Origin of the sequence: Acinetobacter sp. CIP 102136, from assembly GCF_000369685.1 — a bacterium.
In the GTDB taxonomy this organism is placed as follows: Bacteria; Pseudomonadota; Gammaproteobacteria; order Pseudomonadales; family Moraxellaceae; genus Acinetobacter; species Acinetobacter fasciculus.
In genome coordinates, this window is record NZ_KB850141.1 from 499,177 (window position 1) to 521,858 (window position 22,682).

19 protein-coding genes and 1 riboswitch are annotated in these 22,682 nt (G+C 43.7%); of the genes, 8 read left to right on the forward strand and 11 right to left on the reverse strand.

The features are described 5' to 3' along the window. Nucleotides 1-9 precede the first annotated feature (9 nt). Together znuD and F893_RS05200 are read left to right on the forward strand one after the other, a co-directional pair. Nucleotides 10-2,124 carry a zinc piracy TonB-dependent receptor ZnuD gene (znuD, locus tag F893_RS05195; RefSeq protein ID WP_005103285.1) on the forward strand — a complete coding sequence of 705 codons (2,115 nt, stop codon included), beginning with the start codon at nucleotides 10-12 and terminating at the stop codon, nucleotides 2,122-2,124. 106 nt (nucleotides 2,125-2,230) lie between these two features. Then, on the forward strand, nucleotides 2,231-3,694 hold the full coding sequence (locus F893_RS05200) for a phospholipase D-like domain-containing protein (protein ID WP_005103286.1): 1,464 nt from the start codon (nucleotides 2,231-2,233) through the stop codon (nucleotides 3,692-3,694). Nucleotides 3,695-3,778: 84 nt separating this feature from the next. On the opposite strand, the gene F893_RS05205 is transcribed toward F893_RS05200, so the two are convergent. Further along, nucleotides 3,779-4,237 carry a hypothetical protein gene (locus F893_RS05205; protein ID WP_004278314.1) on the reverse strand — a complete coding sequence of 153 codons (459 nt, stop codon included), beginning with the start codon at nucleotides 4,235-4,237 and terminating at the stop codon, nucleotides 3,779-3,781. Between the two features lie 180 nt (nucleotides 4,238-4,417). Here F893_RS05205 and F893_RS05210 point away from each other — a divergent pair, with 180 nt between their 5' ends. Beyond that, nucleotides 4,418-4,870 (forward strand): RcnB family protein, encoded by a 453-nt coding sequence (locus tag F893_RS05210; RefSeq protein WP_005103287.1) that lies wholly within the window; start codon nucleotides 4,418-4,420, stop codon nucleotides 4,868-4,870. A gap of 195 nt (nucleotides 4,871-5,065) precedes the next feature. On the opposite strand, the gene F893_RS05215 is transcribed toward F893_RS05210, so the two are convergent. Then, the gene (locus F893_RS05215) at nucleotides 5,066-5,563 is read right to left on the reverse strand and encodes a phosphate-starvation-inducible protein PsiE (RefSeq protein WP_004647497.1); all 498 of its coding nucleotides are present in this window, start codon (nucleotides 5,561-5,563) and stop codon (nucleotides 5,066-5,068) included. Between the two features lie 174 nt (nucleotides 5,564-5,737). Between F893_RS05215 and F893_RS05220 the strand changes: the two genes are divergently transcribed. After that, entirely contained in the window at nucleotides 5,738-5,944 is a 207-nt protein-coding gene (locus F893_RS05220; protein WP_004732995.1) for a hypothetical protein, read from the forward strand. Nucleotides 5,945-6,005: 61 nt separating this feature from the next. On the opposite strand, the gene F893_RS05225 is transcribed toward F893_RS05220, so the two are convergent. The 3 genes from F893_RS05225 to F893_RS05235 all read right to left on the reverse strand — a co-directional run bounded on the left by F893_RS05225 (nucleotide 6,006) and on the right by F893_RS05235 (nucleotide 10,665). Further along, entirely contained in the window at nucleotides 6,006-7,787 is a 1,782-nt protein-coding gene (locus F893_RS05225; RefSeq protein WP_005250765.1) for an acyl-CoA dehydrogenase C-terminal domain-containing protein, read from the reverse strand. 168 nt (nucleotides 7,788-7,955) lie between these two features. Continuing rightward, entirely contained in the window at nucleotides 7,956-9,758 is a 1,803-nt protein-coding gene (locus F893_RS05230; protein WP_005250767.1) for an acyl-CoA dehydrogenase C-terminal domain-containing protein, read from the reverse strand. A gap of 301 nt (nucleotides 9,759-10,059) precedes the next feature. Beyond that, a complete protein-coding gene (locus tag F893_RS05235; RefSeq protein WP_005250770.1) occupies nucleotides 10,060-10,665 on the reverse strand; it encodes a hypothetical protein in 606 nt (201 codons plus the stop codon). A 134-nt stretch (nucleotides 10,666-10,799) separates the two neighbouring features. Between F893_RS05235 and baeS the strand changes: the two genes are divergently transcribed. Both baeS and F893_RS05245 read left to right on the forward strand, forming a co-directional pair. Next, a complete protein-coding gene (gene baeS / locus F893_RS05240; RefSeq protein WP_005103294.1) occupies nucleotides 10,800-12,452 on the forward strand; it encodes a sensor histidine kinase efflux regulator BaeS in 1,653 nt (550 codons plus the stop codon). A gap of 13 nt (nucleotides 12,453-12,465) precedes the next feature. Further along, nucleotides 12,466-13,152 (forward strand): response regulator, encoded by a 687-nt coding sequence (locus F893_RS05245; protein WP_004278304.1) that lies wholly within the window; start codon nucleotides 12,466-12,468, stop codon nucleotides 13,150-13,152. A gap of 44 nt (nucleotides 13,153-13,196) precedes the next feature. On the opposite strand, the gene F893_RS05250 is transcribed toward F893_RS05245, so the two are convergent. The 6 genes from F893_RS05250 to F893_RS05275 all read right to left on the reverse strand — a co-directional run bounded on the left by F893_RS05250 (nucleotide 13,197) and on the right by F893_RS05275 (nucleotide 20,417). Then, nucleotides 13,197-13,835: a hypothetical protein gene (locus F893_RS05250; protein WP_005103295.1), complete on the reverse strand. Its 639-nt coding sequence runs from the start codon at nucleotides 13,833-13,835 to the stop codon at nucleotides 13,197-13,199. An 18-nt stretch (nucleotides 13,836-13,853) separates the two neighbouring features. Next, nucleotides 13,854-15,299, reverse strand: a complete 1,446-nt coding sequence (locus F893_RS05255) for a protein adenylyltransferase SelO (protein WP_005103296.1) — start codon at nucleotides 15,297-15,299, stop codon at nucleotides 13,854-13,856. Between the two features lie 132 nt (nucleotides 15,300-15,431). After that, on the reverse strand, nucleotides 15,432-16,598 hold the full coding sequence (locus tag F893_RS05260; protein WP_004647507.1) for an acyl-CoA desaturase: 1,167 nt from the start codon (nucleotides 16,596-16,598) through the stop codon (nucleotides 15,432-15,434). Between the two features lie 440 nt (nucleotides 16,599-17,038). Next, nucleotides 17,039-17,752, reverse strand: coding sequence for a glycerophosphodiester phosphodiesterase (locus F893_RS05265; RefSeq protein ID WP_005250772.1), 714 nt, complete (start codon nucleotides 17,750-17,752; stop codon nucleotides 17,039-17,041). A 142-nt stretch (nucleotides 17,753-17,894) separates the two neighbouring features. Beyond that, complete coding sequence (locus F893_RS05270; RefSeq protein ID WP_005103298.1) at nucleotides 17,895-18,479, reverse strand: cob(I)yrinic acid a,c-diamide adenosyltransferase; 585 nt, start codon at nucleotides 18,477-18,479, stop codon at nucleotides 17,895-17,897. A gap of 102 nt (nucleotides 18,480-18,581) precedes the next feature. Then, nucleotides 18,582-20,417: a TonB-dependent receptor plug domain-containing protein gene (locus F893_RS05275; protein WP_005103300.1), complete on the reverse strand. Its 1,836-nt coding sequence runs from the start codon at nucleotides 20,415-20,417 to the stop codon at nucleotides 18,582-18,584. Between the two features lie 37 nt (nucleotides 20,418-20,454). Beyond that, a riboswitch (cobalamin riboswitch) is annotated at nucleotides 20,455-20,666 on the reverse strand. 145 nt (nucleotides 20,667-20,811) lie between these two features. On the opposite strand from F893_RS05275, the gene F893_RS05280 reads away from it, so the two are divergent. Further along, entirely contained in the window at nucleotides 20,812-21,456 is a 645-nt protein-coding gene (locus F893_RS05280) for a phosphoribosylanthranilate isomerase (RefSeq protein ID WP_005103301.1), read from the forward strand. Continuing rightward, entirely contained in the window at nucleotides 21,437-22,681 is a 1,245-nt protein-coding gene (trpB, locus tag F893_RS05285) for a tryptophan synthase subunit beta (protein ID WP_004732965.1), read from the forward strand. The genes F893_RS05280 and trpB overlap by 20 nt, the downstream gene beginning before the upstream one ends. Nucleotide 22,682 lies beyond the last annotated feature (1 nt).

Sequence of the window (22,682 nt, forward strand, 5' to 3'; positions counted from 1 at the left end):
GCTTCGGTCATGTCCTTCCCTAAGAATCTAATAACATTGTCAATTTTTGCTGTAGTTGCGCCTACAGTATTTGCAGAGCAATCCTCATCTTCTATCCCGGTACAGACCCTGGACACGATTCAGGTGCAAGCTCATCCATTGGTGCAGACTGCGGCAGATTTTGCGGTTGCAGATCATGTCGTGGATCAGAAAGCACTGTCTGAACGCGCCACCACCATTGGTGATGCCTTGGCAGATGAGCTTGGTGTTTATTCTAATCAATATGGTTCAGGCTCGAGTCGTCCTGTGATTCGGGGTCAAGATGGTCCACGTGTGAAAGTGTTGCAGCATGCTTCTGAAACAGCGGATGTATCCACTTTATCTCCTGACCATGCAGTAACCGTTGATCCGATTCTGGCGAAACAGGTCGAAGTGATTCGTGGTCCATCTACGTTGCTTTATGGTGCTGGTACAGTCGGTGGTTTGGTGAATGTCACTGATCAAAAAATTCCAACCCAAATGCCTGAAGATGGTTTGGAAGGTTCAGTTGGCGTACGTTATAACTCAGGCAGTGACGAAAAACTCGCAAATGCAGGTGTAACTGCAGGGATTGGTGAGAATTTTGCCTTACGTATTGAAGGCTCAAAACGTAAAGCGAATGATTATATTGCACCGGATTATTTTCATGAGCATGATGACGAATTAGAAAAAGAACGTCGTGTGGGCAATACTTTTGCTGAAGGGCAAACAGTCAATATTGGCGGATCATGGATTCATGATCGTGGTTTTGTCGGTCTGTCTTATAGCAACCGTCAGGATCAGTATGGCTTGCCAGGGCATAGTCATGAATATCATGGTTGTGTTTTACATGGTGATCATTTTCATGGTTGTCCAACACCTGACCCAGATGCACCAGCCCATGAAGAGCATGGTGGACCATGGGTAGATTTAAAATCTGAACGCTATGAAGTACGCACCGAACTGGAACAGCCTTTTGCCGGTGTTGAAAAACTACGTGCACATGCCAGCATTACCGATTATGAACACAATGAACTTGAAGAAAGTGAAGTCATTAGTAACTTTAAAAGCAAAGGTTATGACGGCCGTTTAGAGTTGGTGCATGTGCCAGTTGCAGGCTGGGAAGGGGTGATTGGAACCCAGATTTCACAGCAAAAAATTAATCTTGCCGCATCAGAGCATGACCATCATGAAGATGGCGATGAGGACGATGAAGAACATCATGTTCATGGTTCAGGTGTCGTGATGCCGGACACAAAAACTGACAAATTCAGTCTTTTTGCTTTAGAGCATAAGCAACTTGGCGATGTGCATGTTGAACTTGGTGCGCGTGTCGATCATCAAAAAGTGAAAGTAGATTCGGATCAGAAAGATTATTCGGGGACTGGTGTCTCTGCATCCGCTGCTGCCAACTGGGAATTTGCACCGAACTACAAACTTTCTGTGGTGGGATCACATCAGCAGCGTTTGCCTTTAGCTCAAGAACTCTATGCTGATGGCTTGCATTTTGCGACCAATACCTATGAACTAGGTAATCCTGATCTCGATAAAGAAACTTCAAATAATCTCGAGTTAGGTCTGCATTATGAAGGGGATAAACTGGATTACCATGTGCATGTCTATCACAACTGGTTTGATGATTATATCTATGGCGAAACGGTAGCGCAGAAAGGTAATTTACGTGGCGTGCAATATACCCAAGACAAAGCTAGATTCTATGGTACAGAAGCACAAGCCGGTTATCAGATCAATGATATGTATAAGCTCAGCGTCTTTGGGGATTATGTGCGTGGCAAGATTGAAGGCGAAAATGCACCACGGGTACCTGCAGGTCGCTTAGGCACCAAAGTCGAAGCAGACTTTGCCGATGGCTGGTCAGGTTTGGCTGAGTATTATCATGTCTTTAATCAGGACAAAATCGCCAGCTATGAAGATGAAACCCAAGGCTACAATATGGTGAATGTGGGCTTAAGCTATGCCAATAGCCTTGCAGATAACAATGCTTATAGGGTTTATTTCAAGGCCAACAACCTGCTTGATGATCAGGTGTATTCACATACTTCCTTCCTGTCGAATATTCCGCAGGTGGGTCGCAACTTTACTGTCGGCGTGCAATATGATTTCTAACAGGTCTACTGAAATAATTGACCAAATCATCTAGATCTCACTGAAATCTACTTGAAAAATCATAAGATAAAACCTAGCCTGAGTATATTGGGTTAGGTTTTATCTTATGCGTATCTTTCAACGAATTCACAATAAATTGAACTGGTCGAATCGCCGTTATGCGACTTTGATCATTAGTATGCTGGCCGTGGGTTATTTGGCTTCGGCAATCTACCACACGTATAAGCCTTTGCCGGAAGATCTGAATTACACGGGCAAGCTGCGTCATGCCGAAGTCAAATTTCTGGCCGATCAGACTTATCTGGATGCCGAAGGAAAACAGCATTTAGATCATCGCATTTTTAATGAAATGCTGAAAATGATTGAAGAGGCCAAATCGCTGATTGTGCTGGATATGTTTTTATTTAATCAGCAAACCGGTGCATCTACGCAGCATCATCAGGCACTGAGTAAACAGTTGAGTGATGCTTTAATCAGTAAGCGTCTGCTGCAGCCTGAGGTAGAAATCAAATTTATTACCGATCCGATCAATTCGGTCTATGGTGGAATTAGATCCGAGCAGTATCGGGAATTACGTCAGCACGGTATTGATGTGATTGAAACCAATCTAACGCCGTTGCGGGCTTCCAATCCAAGCTGGTCCGGCTTCTGGTATATCTGTTGCCAGGGCATTGGCAATAATCCGGAAACAGGCTGGTTGCCGAATCCATTTGGAACAGAAAAAATTACCCTGCGCAGTTATTTTGATTTGTTTAACTTTAAAGCCAATCATCGCAAAACTATGGTGGTGGATACCGATCAAGGCTGGAAAGCACTGGTCACGTCCATGAACCCGCATGATGGCAGTTCGCGGCATTCCAATATTGGCTTATTGGTCTGGGGTAGCACAGCCGTCGATATTCTGAAAACAGAACTGTCTGTAGGCATGATGTCACAAGCGAATATGCCAGCCATTGTCGCTGGGGATTTTCAGGCAGACATTAGCCAACCACAAGTTCAGGTGCTGACTGAAAAAGCCATTTATGATGCGATTCTGAATCTGATTCAGACCGCGAAAGCCAATGAACAGATTGATCTGGCGATGTTTTATCTGTCTGAGCGCAAGATTATCAAAAGTCTGATAGCGGCCCATGAGCGTGGTGTCAAAGTCCGGATTTTACTCGACCCAAATAAAGATGCTTTTGGCCGTGAAAAGAATGGAATTCCAAACCGGCAGGTGGCTTCAGAATTGCACGAAGCGGGTATCGAGGTGCGCTGGTGTCGTACTCAAGGCGAGCAATGCCATAGCAAGATCCTGATGAAGCGCAGCGCTCAGCAAGCTGAAATGATTTTAGGCTCGGCCAATTTTACGGTGCGCAATTTGAAAAACTATAATCTGGAAACCAATATGCGCGTGGTCGGTCAACCTCAGGCTGAAGTTTTCAGGGAGGCCCAGCAATATTTTGAGGGGGCATGGTCAAATCTGAATGGCCGTTCTATGAGTGTGGACTACACGCAATATGCACAAAACTCGTTCTTTAAATATTGGCTGTATCGTTTTATGGAATGGAGCGGCTGGTCGACGTTTTGATTTTAAATCCCTCCTGACCCCCCTTTTTTAAAAGGGAGGAAAGTCCCTCTTTGAAAAAGAGGGATTTAGGGAGATTTTTTATTATCAGCTTTTTGATTCTGGATTCGGCGGAACCAACTGATCCAGCTCTTTATCCGTTAATTGATCCAGCTCAGAAATATCTGTTTTAATTTTCCATTGCGCTTCATCATCGACTGGATTTGGTAGACGCGCTTCTAACCAGTCACAAACCACATCTGGCGGGAAATCGGCGTGATTACACTGGATTACCCAAGACAGGAAATCTTTGGCTACACCATTCATATATGGCGGTGGCGAAACTGGAAGGAACTGAGTTGGGAGACGTTCATTTTTAGAAATATAGTTCAGGACATGACCCAGCTCTTGCACAGTTTGCCAAGCCAGCGGATGATCTACATTGATCTGAAACTTAAACCACCATGCCTGTTTGCCATCTGAACCATAGCTATCAATCCGTTCTTTCTGAACACTCGGCACTTTAGAAAAATATTCATGTAAACGATCGAAATTTAAATCAGACACAGTATTCAACTCGAAACATTAAAAAAAGTAATTTTAGCATAAAGCAGTAGCTTGCCGACGTGCCTGTCAGATTGAAAATAGGCGAGCGCATTACAAAAAATTGCAGCTCCAGCGAGCTTATCCATATTTTCTGCATCTATTTTGTTTAAAATATAAGCAGATTATTCGGAGGAAGCTCAAATGAGAATCGTACTATCGAGTGCAATATTGGCTGCATTGCTATTAGGAGCTTCTGCACAAAGTATGGCTGGCAATGCTTGGGTGGGTTATGGTGGTGTAGATCGATCCACACCGAATTATCGCAGCGCTCCACGATCTTATGATCCACCACGGCAGCATTATCCGCAACGTCCGCTGCCACCAAGACCACATTACCCGCAACGACCACCATATTGGGGCTATCCACCTGCACAGAGTCAAAGTGGATTAAACATTCAGTATCAGGCACCGACCACTATTTATCAAAATTCGAATAGTTATAGCTGGGTCAATGGTGATCCGAATGTTGCCCGGATTGAAAGTTCGAGATATACGGTAATTACCGATTGGCAGCGTTTAGGGTTACCAGCACCACCGCGTGGCAGCTACTGGATTTATGAAAACGGACGCTATGTGCTGGTGCCGAATCGTTAAACTGCTCTAAACTCTGAACGGATAATTCAGTTATAAACGTCAATAACTCAAAAAGACCAAAATAGTTCCCTCTCCTGTGAGGAGATGAGTAGCACCTACGCAAGGGAGAGATTGCTTGAGATAAATCTCCCAAAACCCTAAACGAGGCTTAAGTATTACTTTAAGCTGAAGTGCAAAAAAAGAGGGCTTAAAAGACTATGCCAATTCATCATCTTCTGGACGCGGTGTTTTGCCAAGGGGTAATGGCTTTTCACTATGTTTGTCACGAATCACGGATGGATAAGTCCATGAGGCATAGCGCACCACTAATATCGCAAAGGCCAGAATCAGAATCGAACCGGTAATAATCACCAGATCCATGCTGGCTTTATGCGTGTGTTGAATATCTGCAATCAGCAAACGGGTCAGTGCAGTAATGGCAATATAAATCAGGAAACGTACTGGCATATGGTTGGTTTTGAAATAGATGCCGACCATGGCACCAAGTTCCAGATAAATAAACAACAGAAGAATGTCGTCAATGGTGGCGAACTGTTTCACGGTCAGAATGTCAATGACGGTATGGCCAGCGGACCAGATCACCATACAGCCAATAATAAACAGCGCAATATAATGAAAGCTTTCTACAGCAAGATTGCCAAGACGGTCGAGGAGAGCTTCAAATTTTTCAATTTTCGGACGTGATTTAGACATATTATCCTCCTGATTTTTCATGTGAAATAAAGATAGTTGCAGAATAACGTGCAAAGATCATGCACAGAATGATTGAATGAAAAATAAAGATTAAATTATTTGAACTTTTGCGCTTTTTTTAGACTAAATTGCTATATTGTATGGGTGGTAACATTGAATAAATAGGAGAAAAAAGTGTTAGATAAAATTCAAACAAAAATTAGCCAATTAGAAGCCGGAAAAAAATTAATCCTCGGCGTAGGCATTAAGGTTGAAGATATGCAAAAGGTGGTGGAACTCTGCGAGTCTTTAGAGTCAGAGGGGAATATCAAAATTGTGAATAAACATCTGAATCCGAAGAGCAATAATCAGCCGGATACCTTACTGATTCAAAAAGTTTAATTGTTGCATTTTCATAAAAAACGCCTGCTGATGCAGGCGTTTTTTATTGCAGATTTTCAGCTTAAGCTTGAGTCGTGAAATAATCTTCAGAGAAGTTCATGATGACGTCAGAACCTGATTTCACTTTAGTAATGCGTAATGCCAGTTCAGGCAGAATGCGTTGTACAAAATAACGTGCCAGAGCGAGTTTATTTTGATAGAACTCACCTTCTTTATTTTTCGCTGCATTGGCAATGCGCGCAAACATATAAGAGAAACTCAACAGACCTACAGCGTGCAGATAGTCGACTGCAGTCGCATTCGGGAAGTCATGACTTTCTCTTGCTGCTTCCAGAATATACTGAGTCACTGATTCAACTTCAGTCGCTGCATCCAGTGTGGCATCTTTAATGAAGTTCAGGTCTGCATCCAGACTATTGGCAAAGTCACGGATTTCAGAGATATATTCAGAGATATATTCGCCGCCACATTTAATGGTTTTACGGCCGATCAAATCTTGTGACTGTACGCCGTTGGTGCCTTCATAGATCTGGGAAATACGCAGGTCACGGATACATTGCTCCAAGCCCCATTCACGGATATAGCCATGACCACCGAAGACCATTTGTGCATCTAATGTCGCTTGGAATGCGGTATCCGTTAAATACGCTTTCGCGATTGGTGTTAATAGCGCAACACGGTCATTGGCTTTTTTCACCGCTTCAGGATCAGTAGAGAATTTGGTGATATCCAGTTGCTGACCTACATAAACTGCAAAGGCACGCGAAGCTTCGTTATTGGCACGTACATTCAGCAGCATACGGCGTACATCACCATGCACCAGAATACTGTCCGCAGGTTTGCTTGGTGACTGAACGCCAGTCGCGCTGCGACCCTGTAAACGGTCTGTGGCATATTGCGCAGCGTTTTGATAAGCAAATTCAGAAGCACCTAGGCCTTGAATACCCATCGACAGACGTTCGTAGTTCATCATCACGAACATCGCAGCCAGACCTTCATTTTCTTTACCAACCAGATAACCTTTGGCACCGTCAAAGTTCATCACACAAGTCGCAGATGCCTTGATCCCCATTTTGTGTTCGATTGAACCTGGGCCGACCGGGTTACGTTCGCCAATAGAACCATCTTCATTGACCAGGAATTTAGGTACGATGAAGAGGGAAATACCACGAGAGCCGGCAGGCGCATCTGGGGTTTTTGCCAGAACGAGGTGAATAATATTTTCAGCCAGGTCATGGTCACCGCCCGTGATGAAAATCTTGGTGCCGCTGATGCTATAAGTGCCGTCTTCGTTACGTTCAGCTTTGGTTTTGATAATACCCAGATCAGTACCGGCATGTGGTTCGGTTAAGCACATGGTGCCTGACCATTCACCCGAATAGATTTTAGGTAAATAGGTTTCTTTTTGTGCTTGTGAAGCATAGCTGTTCAGCGCCATGCCCGCACCAACAGAAAGCAATGGATACAGCATGAAAGACGGGTTGGTGGCAAACAGCATTTCATCAGAAAGTACCGTTAGCATTTTCGGCATTTCCTGGCCGCCCCATTCCATATCTGCGCCCAGACCAATCCAGCCACCTTCTGCATATTGTTTGAACGCTTCTTTAAAGCCAGCAGGTGTGGTCACATTACCATTTTCAATTTTTGCGCCTTCTTCATCACCTGTACGGTTCAGTGGAAGCATGACGTTTTGAGAAAATTTTGCCATTTCTTCAAGAATCGCTTCTGCTGTCGCAGCATCCAGATGCGCTAGATTTTCATTGGCCTGCCAGAATTGTTCTGCATTGAAGACATCGTTCAGGATGAATTTCATATCGGCAAGTGGCGCGTTATAAATTGGCATGGTGTGTCACCTGTTTATTGTTTGATTAAATGAGTTTTAATCAGTCTAAAACACTCAAAATCTGAATGTTAGACGACTAAAGGTTAATTCTGTAACTCTTTATAAAGAAAAAGGACTGCCTGTTGATTGACCGTCCTTTTTCTGAAATGTAGCTAGTCTGAGACTAACTTAGAATGCAAAGTGTTCCGCATCCAGGTTCATCAATGGCTCTACACCTGTCGCAATCACTTCAACGTGTGAACGAACGCGTGGCAGGATTTTCTTGAAGTAGAAGCGTGCTGTCGTCACTTTGGCATTGTAGAAATCAACCTCAGTGGTGCCCGCAGCCAGTTGCTCCTGAGCAACCAATGCCATACGTGCCCATAGGTAAGCTAGAGTGACATAACCAGAGAAGTAGAGATAATCGACTGCAGCCGCACCCACTTCTTCAGGGTTTTGCATCGCGCGCATACCAATCTGCATGGTCAGATCGCCCCATTCTTTGTTCAAGGCAGCCAATGGTTCAACGAATTCTTTCATTGCAGCATTGTCTTTGTGCGCTTCAGCAAATTTATGGATGATCTTGGTGAAGTCTTTCAACATTGCACCTTGCGTACCCAATACTTTACGGCCTAACAAGTCTAGTGCCTGAATTTCAGTGGTACCTTCGTACAGGCAAGCAATACGTGTATCACGTACGATCTGCTCCATACCGTGCTCAGAAATAAAGCCATGACCACCGAATACCTGAACACCGTGTTTCGCAGCTTCAGAACCGGTTTCAGTCAGGAATGCTTTTGCGATTGGTGTTAGCAATGACAGGATGTTGTCTGCAAATTTACGGTCTGCTTCTTCTGCAGCATGTTCAACCACGTCAGCATATTGTGCTAACAGGTAAACCAGTGCACGACCACCTTCTGCATATGCTTTTTGAGTTAAAAGCATGTTACGTACCGCAGGATGCACAATGATTGGATCTGCTTCTTTTTCAGGTGCTTTAGGACCAGAAAGAGAGCGCATTGCCAGACGATCTTTTGCGTATGCAAGCGCGCCTTGGAATGAACCTTCAGATGCTGCAAGACCTTGAACTGCTGTACCGATACGTGCTGTGTTCATGAACGTGAACATGCAGTTCAAGCCGCGGTTTTCAGGTCCAATCAGGAAGCCTTTAGCATTGTCAAAGTTGATGACACAAGTCGCGTTACCATGGATACCCATCTTGTGTTCGATCGAACCACAACGTACGCCGTTACGCTCGCCAATAGAACCGTCAGCATTCAGGTTGAATTTTGGCACGATGAATAATGAGATACCTTTGGTACCTTTCGGTGCACCTGGCAGACGAGCAAGTACGATATGGATAATGTTCTCTGCCATGTCGTGTTCACCAGCAGAGATAAAGATCTTCTCGCCAGAGATTGCGTAGCTACCGTCCGCTTGTGGTTCAGCTTTAGTACGGATAATACCCAAGTCAGAACCCGCATGAGATTCAGTTAAGCACATGGTACCCGTCCATTCACCTGAAACCAGTTTAGGCAGGTAAGCGTCTTTTTGTTCAGCTGAACCATGATGTTCTAAAGTACGAACCGCACCGTGAGACAGGCCAGGGTACATGCCCCATGCCCAGTTCGCAGTACCCACCATTTCAGAAATCGCGATACCTAAAGAGTTCGGTAAGCCTTGACCGCCATATTGCTCTTCAGCAGAAAGAGAAGGGAAGCCAAGCTCGATGTATTTTTGGTACGCTTCTTTAAAGCCAGTCGGAGTTGTGACAACGCCGTCATTCCAGGTACAGCCTTCACGATCACCGGTCTGGTTGATTGGAGACAATTCGTTTTCACAGAAGTCAGCCGCAGCTTCTAAGTACTGATCTAGCAGCTCACGGCTTACGTTTTCTTGGAATGCAGGGAGATTTGCATAGTGTTGTTCAGCATTTAATAATTCATGCAACACAAATTGCATATCACGTAAAGGCGCTTTGTATTGTGGCATATCGGTTTCCTCAATACTGGTTGAACCAGCGTTATAATCTTAGATGAACTAAAACCTGTCTTCACTGACACGGTTTGGAATGATCTAATCGTGCAACAACTTCCCCTGCGGTACAAGCTTTTCGGGGTGTTTTCTTGGTGACTGTAAAGTCAAAGATTAATCTGCATGACGCATTAAAGGTCTTGAGTATAAAGACTTTAGCCATATTCTGCAGGAAACGAATAGTCAACTGTATGCATGAAAGAGCACGCAATAAAAAAGCACCCGAAGGTGCTAGTCGTGAAGCCTTGATTCCTATGCATTAATAGGTAGAGGCTGTGGGCTGGAAACGGACATGACATTTGCCATTGATAGTTTGTTCGCTCATCTTGATCTGTGCAGCAGTCCCGTCTTTTTTGCCTTGACAGGCTTGCAGCATGGCTCGTTGATGTGCCTGATGTTGAGCGAGGCGCTGATCAAACTGTTTAGTCAATTCTGCACGTTTGGCATCCGTCAAGACTTCACCGTGCATCATGCCTCTACGCATATCAGCACGCATTGGATGATGTTCAGCTTTCATGCCACGATGTTCATCGCGATGGCTTTTCATCTCTTTACGATCTGCTTTAAAGACCATCTTACAGGTGCCGTCTATGGTCTTGTCACCAGTCTTGATTTGAATGGCTGAACCCACGGCTTTATTGTCACAAGCTTGTTGAAGCTGTTTGGCAAACTGCATGCGTTCTGCACGCTTCGCCTTAAACTGTTCACGCTGTTCGGGAGTTAGATGCTGTTTTTTGCCTTCATGATGTTTCATCATGTGGGAATGATCATTGTTTGGGACATTGCTGGTGGATTGACAGGCAGTCAACGCACCCATTGATAAAACACTTGCACTGATTAAAGCTATTTTTGTCATGGCTTGCATTGTATTTATCCTGTCAAGAAGCTGATTCTATGTTAGATAAAGATTAAACAATAAAGATGAAGAAACAATGAAGAGTTTTTTGCTTCGGTGTTCGCTACAATAATGAATATAGAAGAAAAATTGAGATTTTAGTTTTGAACATTCGCCGTATTCCCATTGCATTACGTCTATTTTTGACCGTGCTGTTGACCACGCTGGTCATTACCACGGTGAGCCTAGGTGTATTGCATCTGAATATGCAGCGTAATTTCGCCCGCTATGTCGCTGATGTCGAAATGCAGAAGCTGGATTATGTGATTGAAAATCTGGCAGATGTCTATGCAGTTTATCAGGACTGGGGCAATGCGATTCAGGCACAGATTCTCCAGATGGAAGGTGAAGCCGCACCAGATGATTATGACCGATTATCACGCTGGTGGTTACGCCGACAGTATGATATTGCCTTACAGCAGCGTTATTTTCAGGAACAGACCCTGGCTCAAGTGGCACCGAGTATGGTGGATCCAGAGCTGCCCCAACGTCAGGTCAATGAAGAAGAATTACGTTTATTAGCATCTAATTTGCCCTCCCAGTTTCAGCCTTTTGAAGGCCTGAAATTCCCGCTCAGTTCTAATCAAAATCTGTTTAGAACTGATCGCAAAAATGGTGAGCAGCCAGCCCAGCAACCGACTGGTAAAAAACAGTTTATTCAGATGCCGGACCGTCTTGGCCTCAGTTCACGTCTCTCACTGTATGATGCCAAGCGTCGTTTCGTAGTGGGTGAGGCTTCAGATGAACAGATTTCTTATCGCCCGATTATGGTGAATAATCAGATTGTTGGCTATTTGGGCTTAAAACCGGTTCTGGATCAGGATGATGCGCTCAGTATTAATTTCTTCAGTAACCAGAAGCGTTATTTATTTCTGGTCTATGCACTCAGTATTTTGGCGAGTCTGATTGCCTCCCTGTTATTGGCGACTTATTTTAAAAAGCCGATTCAACGTCTGCTCAATGGTACACGTGCCTTGACCCAAGGAAATTATCAATATCAGGTGAAAGTGAACCGGAATGATGAATTAGGTGATTTATCCAATGAATTAAATGCATTGGCGGTGATTCTGGATCAGCATGAAACCTCACGCCGTCAGTGGGTGGCAGATACTTCGCATGAGTTAAAAACCCCATTGGCAGTGTTGCAAGCACAGATTGAAGCGATGCAGGACGGAATCCGTAAACCAACGCCTGAACATTTTGCTTCCATGTTGGCTCAGGTGAATAGCCTGAAAAAACTGACCCAAGATCTGGCAGCATTGGCACAGGTCGATGCCCAGCAATTGCAATTCTATTTCTCGACAGTGAATCCGTGGGAGGTGGTGCAGCAGGAACTTATTAACTTCCAGCCGAACTTTGAGCAGGCTGAATTGACGGTTACTGCAGATGGCGAAGGGACTGAGTTAAATCTGGATCTGGATCGTTTTAAACAGATTGTGGCGAACTTGCTCAGTAACAGTATTCGCTATACTGAAGCAGGCGGGCAGGTGCATATTCACACCACGCAAGATGATAAAGAATGGACCTTATATATCGATGATAGTCCATTTGGCCTGACTGATGAACAACTGGCGCGTATTGGCGAGCGTTTCTACCGTGTCGATGATTCGCGTACCCGAGCGACTGGCGGAACCGGACTGGGTTTGGCATTATCATGTAAAATTACGCAGGCGCTGGGCGGCAGCTTAAGCTTTGCACATTCACCACTGGGTGGTTTACGATGCAAGCTGAGCTTTCCTAAACAAATGAAACCATGAAGGGAATAGATTGATGAAACATGTCATGCTGGTTGAAGATGAAATCGAACTTGCACAGTTGGTGCGAGACTATCTGGAAGCTGCTGGTTTTGAGGTCAGTATGTTTCATGATGGGCAGGAAGCATATAACAGTTTTACCCAGCGTAAACCGAGTCTGATGATTCTGGACTTGATGGTGCCGCGTATGGACGGCCTGACCATTTGCCGTAAGGTACGTGAACAGTCGGATTTACCGATTATTATGGTGACTGCACGTACTGAAGAAATTGACCGTGTGTTGGGTCTGAATATGGGTGCAGATGATTATCTCTGTAAACCATTTAGTCCGAAAGAACTGGTCGCGCGTGTACAGGCTGTGTTACGTCGTCTGGATCGTAAATCAGAACCGGAAAGCAATGATTTATTCCGTATGGACAAATCACAACAGCGCATCTGGTATCAACAAAAAGCCTTGAATTTAACGCCGACCGAATTCCGTTTACTGGAGTTATTCCTGGAACATGTCGGACAGGTATATTCACGTGCGCAATTGCTGGATCATATTAATCCGGACAGTTTTGATGTGGCTGACCGTGTCATTGACAGTCATATCAAGAATTTACGCCGTAAGATTTCAGATGCAGCTGAAACCGGCAACCGTCATGAGTGGATTCAGGCGGTGTATGGTGTGGGCTACCGTTTTGAATATCCTGAAGATTGATTAAAAAATAAATGTGGATGTTATTATTAACCATCCACATTTATTTAAACTTGTACTTTCAGAAAATATAAATCGTTAATCTGGTCCCATAAAAACTCATAGTCTTGCATGAGTGTAATATCGTTTCCGTAAGGCTTAGGAGTTCTATAACTTAATATCGTTCCTTCTTTGTACGTACTTTTATGCCTGAAATCAAAATCACGGGTATCATCCGAATATTTTATTTGGTTGCAATAGTGGGCATGATCAGTTGCGAGAATGAAATAACAAATGTCGATTCCATTTCTCTTGTAAAGTTCTAAATTTGAAAGATCTTTAAAGACATCGTAACGGTTGTTAGGTTCCCGATGATTACTTTTCTTAAAGAATTTTAGTTCTATAGCAGCACAAGTTTGATGATCACCATCTTGATAACGAATTAAAATATCAATTCTTGCTCGCTCAGATTGACTCTTAATACTCGTTGTTTTTAAAGGTAAAAATGTTTCAAACTCTAAATGGAATTTGTCGCTTAACCTAAACTCATACAACTGCCCAAGTGTTTTTAAAATATGTCCTAATTCTAATTGGAAAGCACTTTCGTTATGTGTAATTAATCCTCCAAATGCGAGTTTGTGAGTAAGCAGCTTATATGCTGTTTCAATAATTTCACGTGTCAATTTAGTTTGATCAATTTTTTGCATGTTTTTTGAGTCTATTTATTAAGACGAACAACTCACCATCACTTCTGGCACGTCACTTGGCAATGGTGCTAAATCTTCAGGCTGTTCCAGATCTGGCTGTTTCTGATAAGGCTGACTCAATAATTTAAACAGGCGGTCTACTTCAGAAAAATCATCCCGCTCTGCTAGTTCAATGGCTTTCTGTGCCATATGATTCCGCAGAATATAATGCGGATTGGCCAGTTGCATGGCGGCATCCAATTCTTCTATATCCTGGTGTTCACGGATAGATCCATATTGCGCCAAGAATGCTTCAAACTGGCGTCGGTCCAGACAATCATCTTTAATGGCTTCATAGTCTTTATTTTGCAGACGGATAAAACTCTGGGTGTAGTCCAGTTGTTCACTTTGCAAAATTCGCAGAAAGGCCATTGCGCAGTCAAAACTGTCTTTATGGAAACTTGGCAAGCCCATTTTCTGGTTTAAACCATGTTTATAATGTTCCAAGAAGGTTGGCTCATAGTGCTCCAGACATGCAGCTAAATCCTGTTTCCATTGTTCTTTGTCATAATCTGTAGGGCAGAGCGGGACCAGATTGTTTAACCATTGCCACAAATTCCAATGTCCGATACTTGGCTGCTGCTGATAGGTATAACGCCCTTGATAATCCGAGTGGTTATTGATCCAATTCGGACGGAAGCGCTCCATAAAGCCATAAGGACCAAAGTCCAAAGTTGAACCGGTAATATTCAGGTTGTCAGTATTCATCACGCCATGTGCAAAACCAACCAGTTGCCATTTGGCAATCATCACCGCAGTGCGCTGAATAACTTTTGTGGCAAAGCTCAGAATCGGCTGTTCGGCTTGCAGGCATTCTGGATAATGCCATTCGATACATTTCTGGATAAATTCAGCTAGTAGATCTGGCTGATACTGATTGATCCATTCAAAATGGCCGAAACGGATATGACAGTCTGAAGTACGCAACATCATCGCGCCCGGCTCTAGCTTCTCACGCTGAATACCTTGGATTGATGAAGTAAAACCAACTGCATTACTGGATGCTACACCTAAAGCATTTAAGGCATGACCTGCCAGATACTCACGAATGACTGAACGCAGTACTGCACGACCATCGCCCATGCGTGAATAAGGGGTTGCACCAGCACCTTTTAAATGCAGGTCAATGGTCTGATTATTTTTATCCAGAATTTGCGCAATCAACAACCCGCGACCATCTCCCAACTGTCCTGCCCATTGTCCAAACTGATGACCTGCATAGACCATAGCCAAGGGTTCAAATTCAGTAAAAACTTTCTGACCACTACAAATCTCGACCCATTGCGCCTTGTCTTCATCCGACCATTGCAGTTGCTCTGCTAAAGCTGCATTAAAATGTCCGGCTTTCGCACCTTTTAACGGCAGCGGAACTTGATGGTGATAGAGGCGGGCGGGCAGTGTTTGATAGCGAGAGTTAAAATACATGGCATCAGTACAGGATTGGAATAAATTTACTATAACAAAGATAGCTGTATAAAACTGTTGTATAAGCGAGAGTTCACGTTATCTTTCGGACATAAAAAAAGCCCCAATCGGGGCTTTAGTGTTCAACAGCTTTTATTGAGAAACTGCAGACTTTTTCAAATTACGAACCAGTAGATTCAAGGTTTGACGATGATGAGAAAGACGCTGTTCAACCAGCTGGAATTCAACTTTCAGCTTGTCATCCATCTGATGGATTTTTTCAGCCATAGACGCTTTCTTGACCTGAATTTCTTGTTCTTTCAACTTCGCCCAGTCATTTAAAGTTTGGGTAAATGCATCATATTCCTGTGCGATCTTGGTTTTTACCGCCGAGATATCTTCAGACACATCATGGCCATACACCGCAAGATCCTGTTCGGCATATTTAAACTTCATTGCCAATTCCGCTTTTTTGATATTAAAGCTAGGAATACGGCGCAAGTTCTTGGCTAAACCAAGTTTAGAACAAGTCCAGATCAACCATTTGGTTGGATCATACTGCCACCATTTTACGCCGTTACGGTAATCGTATTGGAAAATATGGTGATAGTTATGATAACCCTCACCCCAAGTTGCAACCGCGAGTACGAAGTTGTCACGTGCAGTATTTTCATCGGTATAAGGACGATTTCCCCACATGTGGCATAGCGAGTTAATGAAGAAGGTTACATGATGGCTCAGGATTAAACGCATTAATCCACCCAACAGCAATACGCCCCAGACATCGCCGACTGCCCAGCCAATTGGCAATAAAATCGCGGCATGAACAGCTATTACTAAAGGAACGTAGTATTTGTCCTGAAACATCACCACTTTGTCTTTTAACAGATCTGGCGCATTTTTATAGTTGGCAGCACCAGATGGATAATCACGTAACATCCAGCCAATATGTGCGTACCAGAAGCCTTTATTGATCGAGTACGGGTCTTGATCAACATCATCGACATGACGGTGATGGGTACGGTGACCAGATGCCCAGAATAAAATACTATTCTGTACAGCAAATGTACCCATAATCATCAAGATGATTTTTAATGGTAAAGTGGCTTCATAAGCACGATGTGCCCACAGGCGATGGTATCCTGCTGTAATGCCGAGGCTGCTTACGCCCAGTAAAACAAACATACTGATCCAAGCGGCAGCGCTAAAATCATGGTGATACGCATACAACGGAATCGCAATCAGGGCTACAATCGGTAAAAATACCAATGCAAACACAGCAATCCAGTTGATGGGGGCTTTGGGTAAGGGAGCATTCATCTCCAACAGCACTCCTAGAACCTCGGAAGGTATAACAAAAAGCAGAAACTACTGTTGGTTTTAACAGCAGCCTATCTTGTCCATATTAGCATGTGCCCTAAGGCATCACTAGCATTATTGTACGGTTGTATTGTACTTGTCGGTAACAGGATTAGTAGGGCAGAAGTGACCATTTTGCGAGCGTAGACGGGTTCTGATTTCCTACTAAGTGACTGAGGATTATCACTCTTTCAGAAAATGGAAACCGAATGAATCAGAGGAAAATGGTTGTTCATAATTTCTACAATATTATCAGCAAATTTGCGGAATATAGATGTTGGACAACTTTATTTCACTTTCAAATAAAATCTGATTAAGGACGATTCACGCTTTCCTTATTGTATTATCGACATGAACTGGGTCAAGAAATACCGAGATCAATCAAGGCTAAGAGAGATTATCTAGAGTTGTTGTAGCATCAATTTTGGATAATCGGTAATCAGCCCCTGAATGCCCCAGTCTCGCAGCTGTCTAGCTCGGGTCACATCATTGACCGTCCAGACACTGATATTCAACTCGGCAGCCTGAGTGGCCTGAATCAGGTCTTTACTGGCCAGTTCATCCATCCAGCCAATATGACAGCATCCAAGTTCCAGCGCCTGATCAATGGCCTGATGTTTGACATCGGTTTCAATCAATAAACCGCGTTTTAAACGTGAGTTTTGCTGTTTGAAAGCATCCAGAATTTTGGCATCAAAGCTGGTAATAATAGCTGCCTGCTCATAGCCTTGTAACTGCTGTTCGACTTCAAACGCGATTTTTTCAGCTGCTGCTTCAGATGCTACGCTTTTAATTTCGACTTCAATATGCTCGAAATTTCGAATGACATTTAAGGTTTGATCGAGCAGTGGGGTCGATTCAATTTTATTCCATTCTGACCAGGCCACTGCGTGATTATATTGGGTAAGATCTTGACGGTTACACTTGTATAGATGCTTCTGCAAACCGGTGGTACGCACAAAGTCGTCATCATGCATGATGATTAAGGCATTGTCTTTGAGCTGACGGACATCAAACTCAACAGCGCGAATGCCGATCTCCTGAATATATTGAAAACCGCCCAAGGTATTTTCAGGGGCTTCGCCACGTGCACCACGATGACCAATTATGCGCATAAGATGCTCATGAGTGGGAAAGTTAAGTTCATTTTGCGAGGGCTACGTGACAGAAGAGTGACACTTTCTATTTTCGTCAGATGTTCTGTAAAATCAAGAGACATCTGACGTGTATTTTTAGATAGCAACTTGAAACATAATTTTACTTTTCGATGCTGTCATTGATATTTTTTTGCCACAGCACTTCGGAACCGCCCTCAGCACGTTGCAGGGTACGTGATGCTACAAATAACCAGTCCGATAAACGGTTAAGTAGTTGCAGTGACGCTGCCTGAATGTTTTGGTCACGGTGATGTACCGACATCACGCTGCGTTCTGCACGACGACAAACAACGCGGGCCTGATGGGCAAAGCTGCACACCAACGTTCCAGCAGGCAGAATAAAATCTTTTAACATCGGCAAAGCTTCATTCATGCGGTCGATATCATTTTCCAGAAACTCAATCGATACCGGTTGCACCAGATTAAAACCCGGAATACACACTTCACCGCCCAGATCAAATAACCAGTGCTGGATCAGGCTTAAAGATTTATCCCAAGTAGCTTGATCTTCAATGTTACTTGCTGAAATTTGTGCACGTAATACGCCAATCACGGCATTTAGTTCGTCGACATCACCGAGTGCTGTGATACGCAAATCATCTTTGGCAACACGTGAGCCATCACCGAGTCCTGTGGTACCTGAATCGCCTGTGCGGGTGTAGATTTTGCTTAAACGGTGGCCCATATGTGTTCCTTGAATTTTTAATGAAGATAATAAAAAAGGATAATGTCGGTCATAACATTATCCATAAACTGCGCTGTTTTAAAGTTTTTTGCTGTTTAGAGCTTAGTATTTAAAGGTGATGCCTGCAGAAGCGAGACGGCCACCGTTCACATAGTACTGGTCACCAGCGCTATGCACAGTTTTGTATTTCACATCACCGACATTTTCAATGTTAGTAAACAGTTTAACTGTTGGATTAATATTCCAATATGCATTTAAGTCAACACGTGCATAACCTGGAATATCACGACTAAAGTCCTTCGCTTTCGATTTTGCTACCATTGCAGCACTTAAACCGTAATCGGCATTTTGTAGACCTGTCGATACAGTGAATGACTGACGAGGGCGACGTAATAGCTCTGAATTCTGTTTCGTATCTTCAGTTTTGACATAAGTGTAACCGGCATTAATAAAGAACTGATCTTTTGCCCATTGTGCCGTCAATTCGCCGCCAGTCATCTTGGCTTCATCAATGTTTTGGTTTTGGTAAACAGTAGTTGGAAGCCACTCTTCTCCACAATCAATAATACATTCCGAATTAATTAAATTATCGACTTCCGTATAGAAAGCGGAAGCACCTACTAAAATATTTAATGGAAGTTTTTGATCTATCCCCATTTCATACGAAATGCTTTCTTCAGGCTTCAGTTGATCATTGCCGCCAAAAGCATACATATCATTTAAAGTCGGTGCCTTAAATGCTGAACCAATATTGGTATAAATGCTGGTATTAGGGAGCAATTGATAACGGATACCACCTTGTGCAACGGTATGTGAGCCAAATTTTTCGTTATCTTCGACACGCACACCCATCTGAGTGCTTAAGCTATTTGTCTGATACTGATGCTGAATATAGTAGCCTGTTGAATTAATATCTTCATCAATAGCCTGGGTTTTTGCATCGGTATTACGCTGGGTAATGCCCAGTAAAACATTTTGTGCTGCTGTGAAATTCCATTTGCCATAGATTTCTGCTTCTTGCGTGGTGCTATGTACAAAGCTGCTTGATGTGACCTGATCTAAGTCATCTTTAAACTGAGATAGACGTGCATTAATTTCAGTGGCTTGTGTTGGGTTAATACGACCTTTTAAGTTTACAATTTTATTTTCAAAATCTTGGCTGGAAAATGCACCCCAATTACTGTATTGGACATTTCCTGAATTTTGACTGTAATCGAGTGATGTTGCATAACGCTCTTTTTCAATACCGAATTTTGCACTATAGCCTTTTTGATCATAACTGTAGTCACGGTTGTCATTGATATTGAATACAGGTGTGCCGTCAGTTTCTAAAACTTGACCGCGAATCTGCGCATACACCCCATTTTCTGCCAAGTCAGCCCCAATAATTGATTTGTAGGTTTGATTCTCACCAATTTCACCTGTTACAAAGGCACTCGTTTTTTCAGGCGTTTTTGTTACAAACTGCACTACACCACCAATTGCGTCTGTACCATAAAGCACAGACGCAGGGCCTTTTAATACTTCAATCTGTTTAAGATCAGTGGTGTCTAAAAAAGGAATAGACGCTGCACCTGTGGTGGCTGTATTTAAACGAACACCATCACGTAGTACTAAAACTTGATTGGAATTGGTACCGCGTAAAAAAATAGAAGTTTGCTGGCCATAACCACCCGATTGCACGACATTAATACTTGGGTCTGTTTTGAGTAAATCTGGTAGTGCTTTAAGAGGTGATTGCTCAAGAATTACAGGTTCAATAATCGAAATACGCGCTGGTACATTTTCAATGTTTTCTGCAGAGCGAGTTGCCGTGACCACAATGGTATCTAAAGATGCTTTCGCAACTTTTTGCTCGTTAGCAAAAACAGATGAGGTGGTACCCAACGCAAGTGCGATCGCACCTACCAAGGCAGTAGGTTGACAATGAAGTGACATGTTAAAGCTCCCTACATTCACTTCCCCGTGAATGATTGAGTTATAGAACACAACAAGCAGGTTTCCGGACTTAAATGTGCAAAGCAGCGACTTTGCTGTATATCCACCTTCCCACATCAAGATGCAGTGGTGTAAACCGAAGAGTTTAAATTGATAGACGTTTCATTTTTTACCGTTGCGGGGGCAGTGCTGGATTTACACCAGCTTCCCTAAAGCCTGAAGGCTTGGACTTGCTGCAAAGTGAGCGCAGTATAAAGTTTGTATGCCTTATAAACAATCTGCATCGAGAATAATCCGGATGAACTTTTACGCAAGTCAGAAAAATTGCATTACAATGATTTGCCCCAATCTTACAGATTGTTCAATACATTGGTAGATCTAGAGCCAACATAATATGCGAACCCGTGCCAAAATTTGTGGAATCACCCGAGTTGAAGATGTACATGCCGTAGCCAATGCTGGCTGTGACGCGATAGGATTTGTATTTTATCCACCGAGTCCGCGGCATGTCACTTTAGAGCAGGCTGAAATCCTGATTCAGTCGGTTCCAGCTTATGTACAGGCGGTGGGTTTATTTGTGAATAGTCACGCAGATGAAATCCAGGCGATTTTAAATAAAATACCGCTGGATATTTTACAATTTCATGGCGATGAAACACCTGAACAGTGTCAGGCTATCGCCCAGCAGGTCGGACGCCGTTGGTATAAAGCCATTCAGGTAAAACCTGATCTGGATGCAGTCGCAGAAATTCAAGGTTATCAAGATGCAGGCGCAAGCGCAGTGCTATTAGATGCATGGCATCCTGATCTGAAAGGTGGCACAGGGCACAGCTTCGATTGGGACACATTTCCCAAACTCAATATTCCCTTGATCTTGGCAGGCGGTTTAAATCCTGACAATATCGAACAGGCAATTCTCACCACACAGGCTTATGCCGTGGATGTGAGTGGCGGTGTCGAGTCCGCAAAAGGTATTAAAGACCAACAACTCATAGAACGCTTTATGCAAGGAGTCCATCGTGGATCAGCAAAGTACTAGCCAGAACAGTCAGGCAGTTGACTATACCCAATTCCCGGATGAACGCGGGCATTTCGGTATTCATGGCGGACGTTTTGTGTCAGAAACACTCATGGCGGCTTTAGAAGACTTGGAAAAGCTCTATTTCCGTATGAAAGATGATGCGCAGTTTTTGGCAGAATTTGACCGTGACATGGCGTTTTACGTCGGTCGTCCGAGTCCTTTATATCATGCTGAACGATGGTCGAAAGAGTTGGGTGGCGCACAGATTTACCTGAAACGTGAAGACCTGAACCATACCGGTTCGCACAAAGTAAATAACACAATCGGTCAGGCCTTACTGGCGAAGCTTTCCGGCAAGAAACGTATTATTGCCGAAACAGGTGCAGGCCAGCATGGTGTAGCAACGGCAACAATTGCAGCACGTTTAGGTCTTGAATGTGTAGTATTCATGGGCGCAGACGATGTAAAACGTCAGGCGATGAACGTCTACCGTATGCGTTTATTAGGCGCGACGGTTGTGCCGGTAGAAAGTGGCTCTAAAACCTTAAAAGATGCCATGAATGAAGCCATGCGTGACTGGGTGACCAATGTTGATTCAACTTATTACGTGATTGGTACTGTGGCAGGTCCACACCCATATCCGCAACTGGTTCGTGATTTCCAGTCGATCATTGGTCGTGAAGCACGCCGTCAGATTCTGGAACAGGCTGGCCGTTTACCAGATGCCCTGGTAGCATGTGTCGGTGGTGGATCTAATGCAATGGGCTTGTTCTATCCATTCCTGAATGACCAAGATGTGAAAATGTACGGCGTTGAAGCAGCAGGTCATGGGATTGAATCAGGTAAACATTCTGCGCCATTGAATGCCGGTCATGTCGGTGTTCTGCATGGTAACCGTACTTATCTGATGTCGGATGCGCAAGGCCAGATCATCGAAACACATTCAATTTCTGCAGGTCTGGATTATCCGGGTGTGGGTCCGGAACATAGTTTTCTGAAAGATATGGATCGCGTGAAATACGTGCCGATCAATGATCAGGAAGCTTTACAGGGTTTCCGCGACTTGACCAAGATTGAAGGCATTATTCCGGCGTTAGAAAGCGCACATGCTATGGCTTATGTCACTAAACTTGCACCGACCATGGACAAGGATCAGATTATTATTGCGACGGTTTCAGGTCGTGGTGATAAAGACTTGATGACTGTGGCACGCATTGATGGGGTAGAAATGGTTGAGATGTAAG

What these genes read in the sequence shown, in the direction of transcription:
- znuD (WP_005103285.1), top strand. Translation starts at nt 10, where the DNA reads ATGTCCTTCCCTAAGAATCTAATAACATTGTCAATTTTTGCTGTAGTT.
- F893_RS05275 (WP_005103300.1), bottom strand. Translation starts at nt 20,417, where the DNA reads ATGTCACTTCATTGTCAACCTACTGCCTTGGTAGGTGCGATCGCACTT.
- F893_RS05225 (WP_005250765.1), bottom strand. Translation starts at nt 7,787, where the DNA reads ATGCCAATTTATAACGCGCCACTTGCCGATATGAAATTCATCCTGAAC.
- F893_RS05265 (WP_005250772.1), bottom strand. Translation starts at nt 17,752, where the DNA reads ATGCGCATAATTGGTCATCGTGGTGCACGTGGCGAAGCCCCTGAAAAT.
- F893_RS05230 (WP_005250767.1), bottom strand. Translation starts at nt 9,758, where the DNA reads ATGCCACAATACAAAGCGCCTTTACGTGATATGCAATTTGTGTTGCAT.
- F893_RS05215 (WP_004647497.1), bottom strand. Translation starts at nt 5,563, where the DNA reads ATGTCTAAATCACGTCCGAAAATTGAAAAATTTGAAGCTCTCCTCGAC.
- F893_RS05280 (WP_005103301.1), top strand. Translation starts at nt 20,812, where the DNA reads ATGCGAACCCGTGCCAAAATTTGTGGAATCACCCGAGTTGAAGATGTA.
- F893_RS05260 (WP_004647507.1), bottom strand. Translation starts at nt 16,598, where the DNA reads ATGAATGCTCCCTTACCCAAAGCCCCCATCAACTGGATTGCTGTGTTT.
- F893_RS05245 (WP_004278304.1), top strand. Translation starts at nt 12,466, where the DNA reads ATGAAACATGTCATGCTGGTTGAAGATGAAATCGAACTTGCACAGTTG.
- F893_RS05210 (WP_005103287.1), top strand. Translation starts at nt 4,418, where the DNA reads ATGAGAATCGTACTATCGAGTGCAATATTGGCTGCATTGCTATTAGGA.
- F893_RS05250 (WP_005103295.1), bottom strand. Translation starts at nt 13,835, where the DNA reads ATGCAAAAAATTGATCAAACTAAATTGACACGTGAAATTATTGAAACA.
- F893_RS05270 (WP_005103298.1), bottom strand. Translation starts at nt 18,479, where the DNA reads ATGGGCCACCGTTTAAGCAAAATCTACACCCGCACAGGCGATTCAGGT.
- F893_RS05255 (WP_005103296.1), bottom strand. Translation starts at nt 15,299, where the DNA reads ATGTATTTTAACTCTCGCTATCAAACACTGCCCGCCCGCCTCTATCAC.
- F893_RS05200 (WP_005103286.1), top strand. Translation starts at nt 2,231, where the DNA reads ATGCGTATCTTTCAACGAATTCACAATAAATTGAACTGGTCGAATCGC.
- F893_RS05235 (WP_005250770.1), bottom strand. Translation starts at nt 10,665, where the DNA reads ATGCAAGCCATGACAAAAATAGCTTTAATCAGTGCAAGTGTTTTATCA.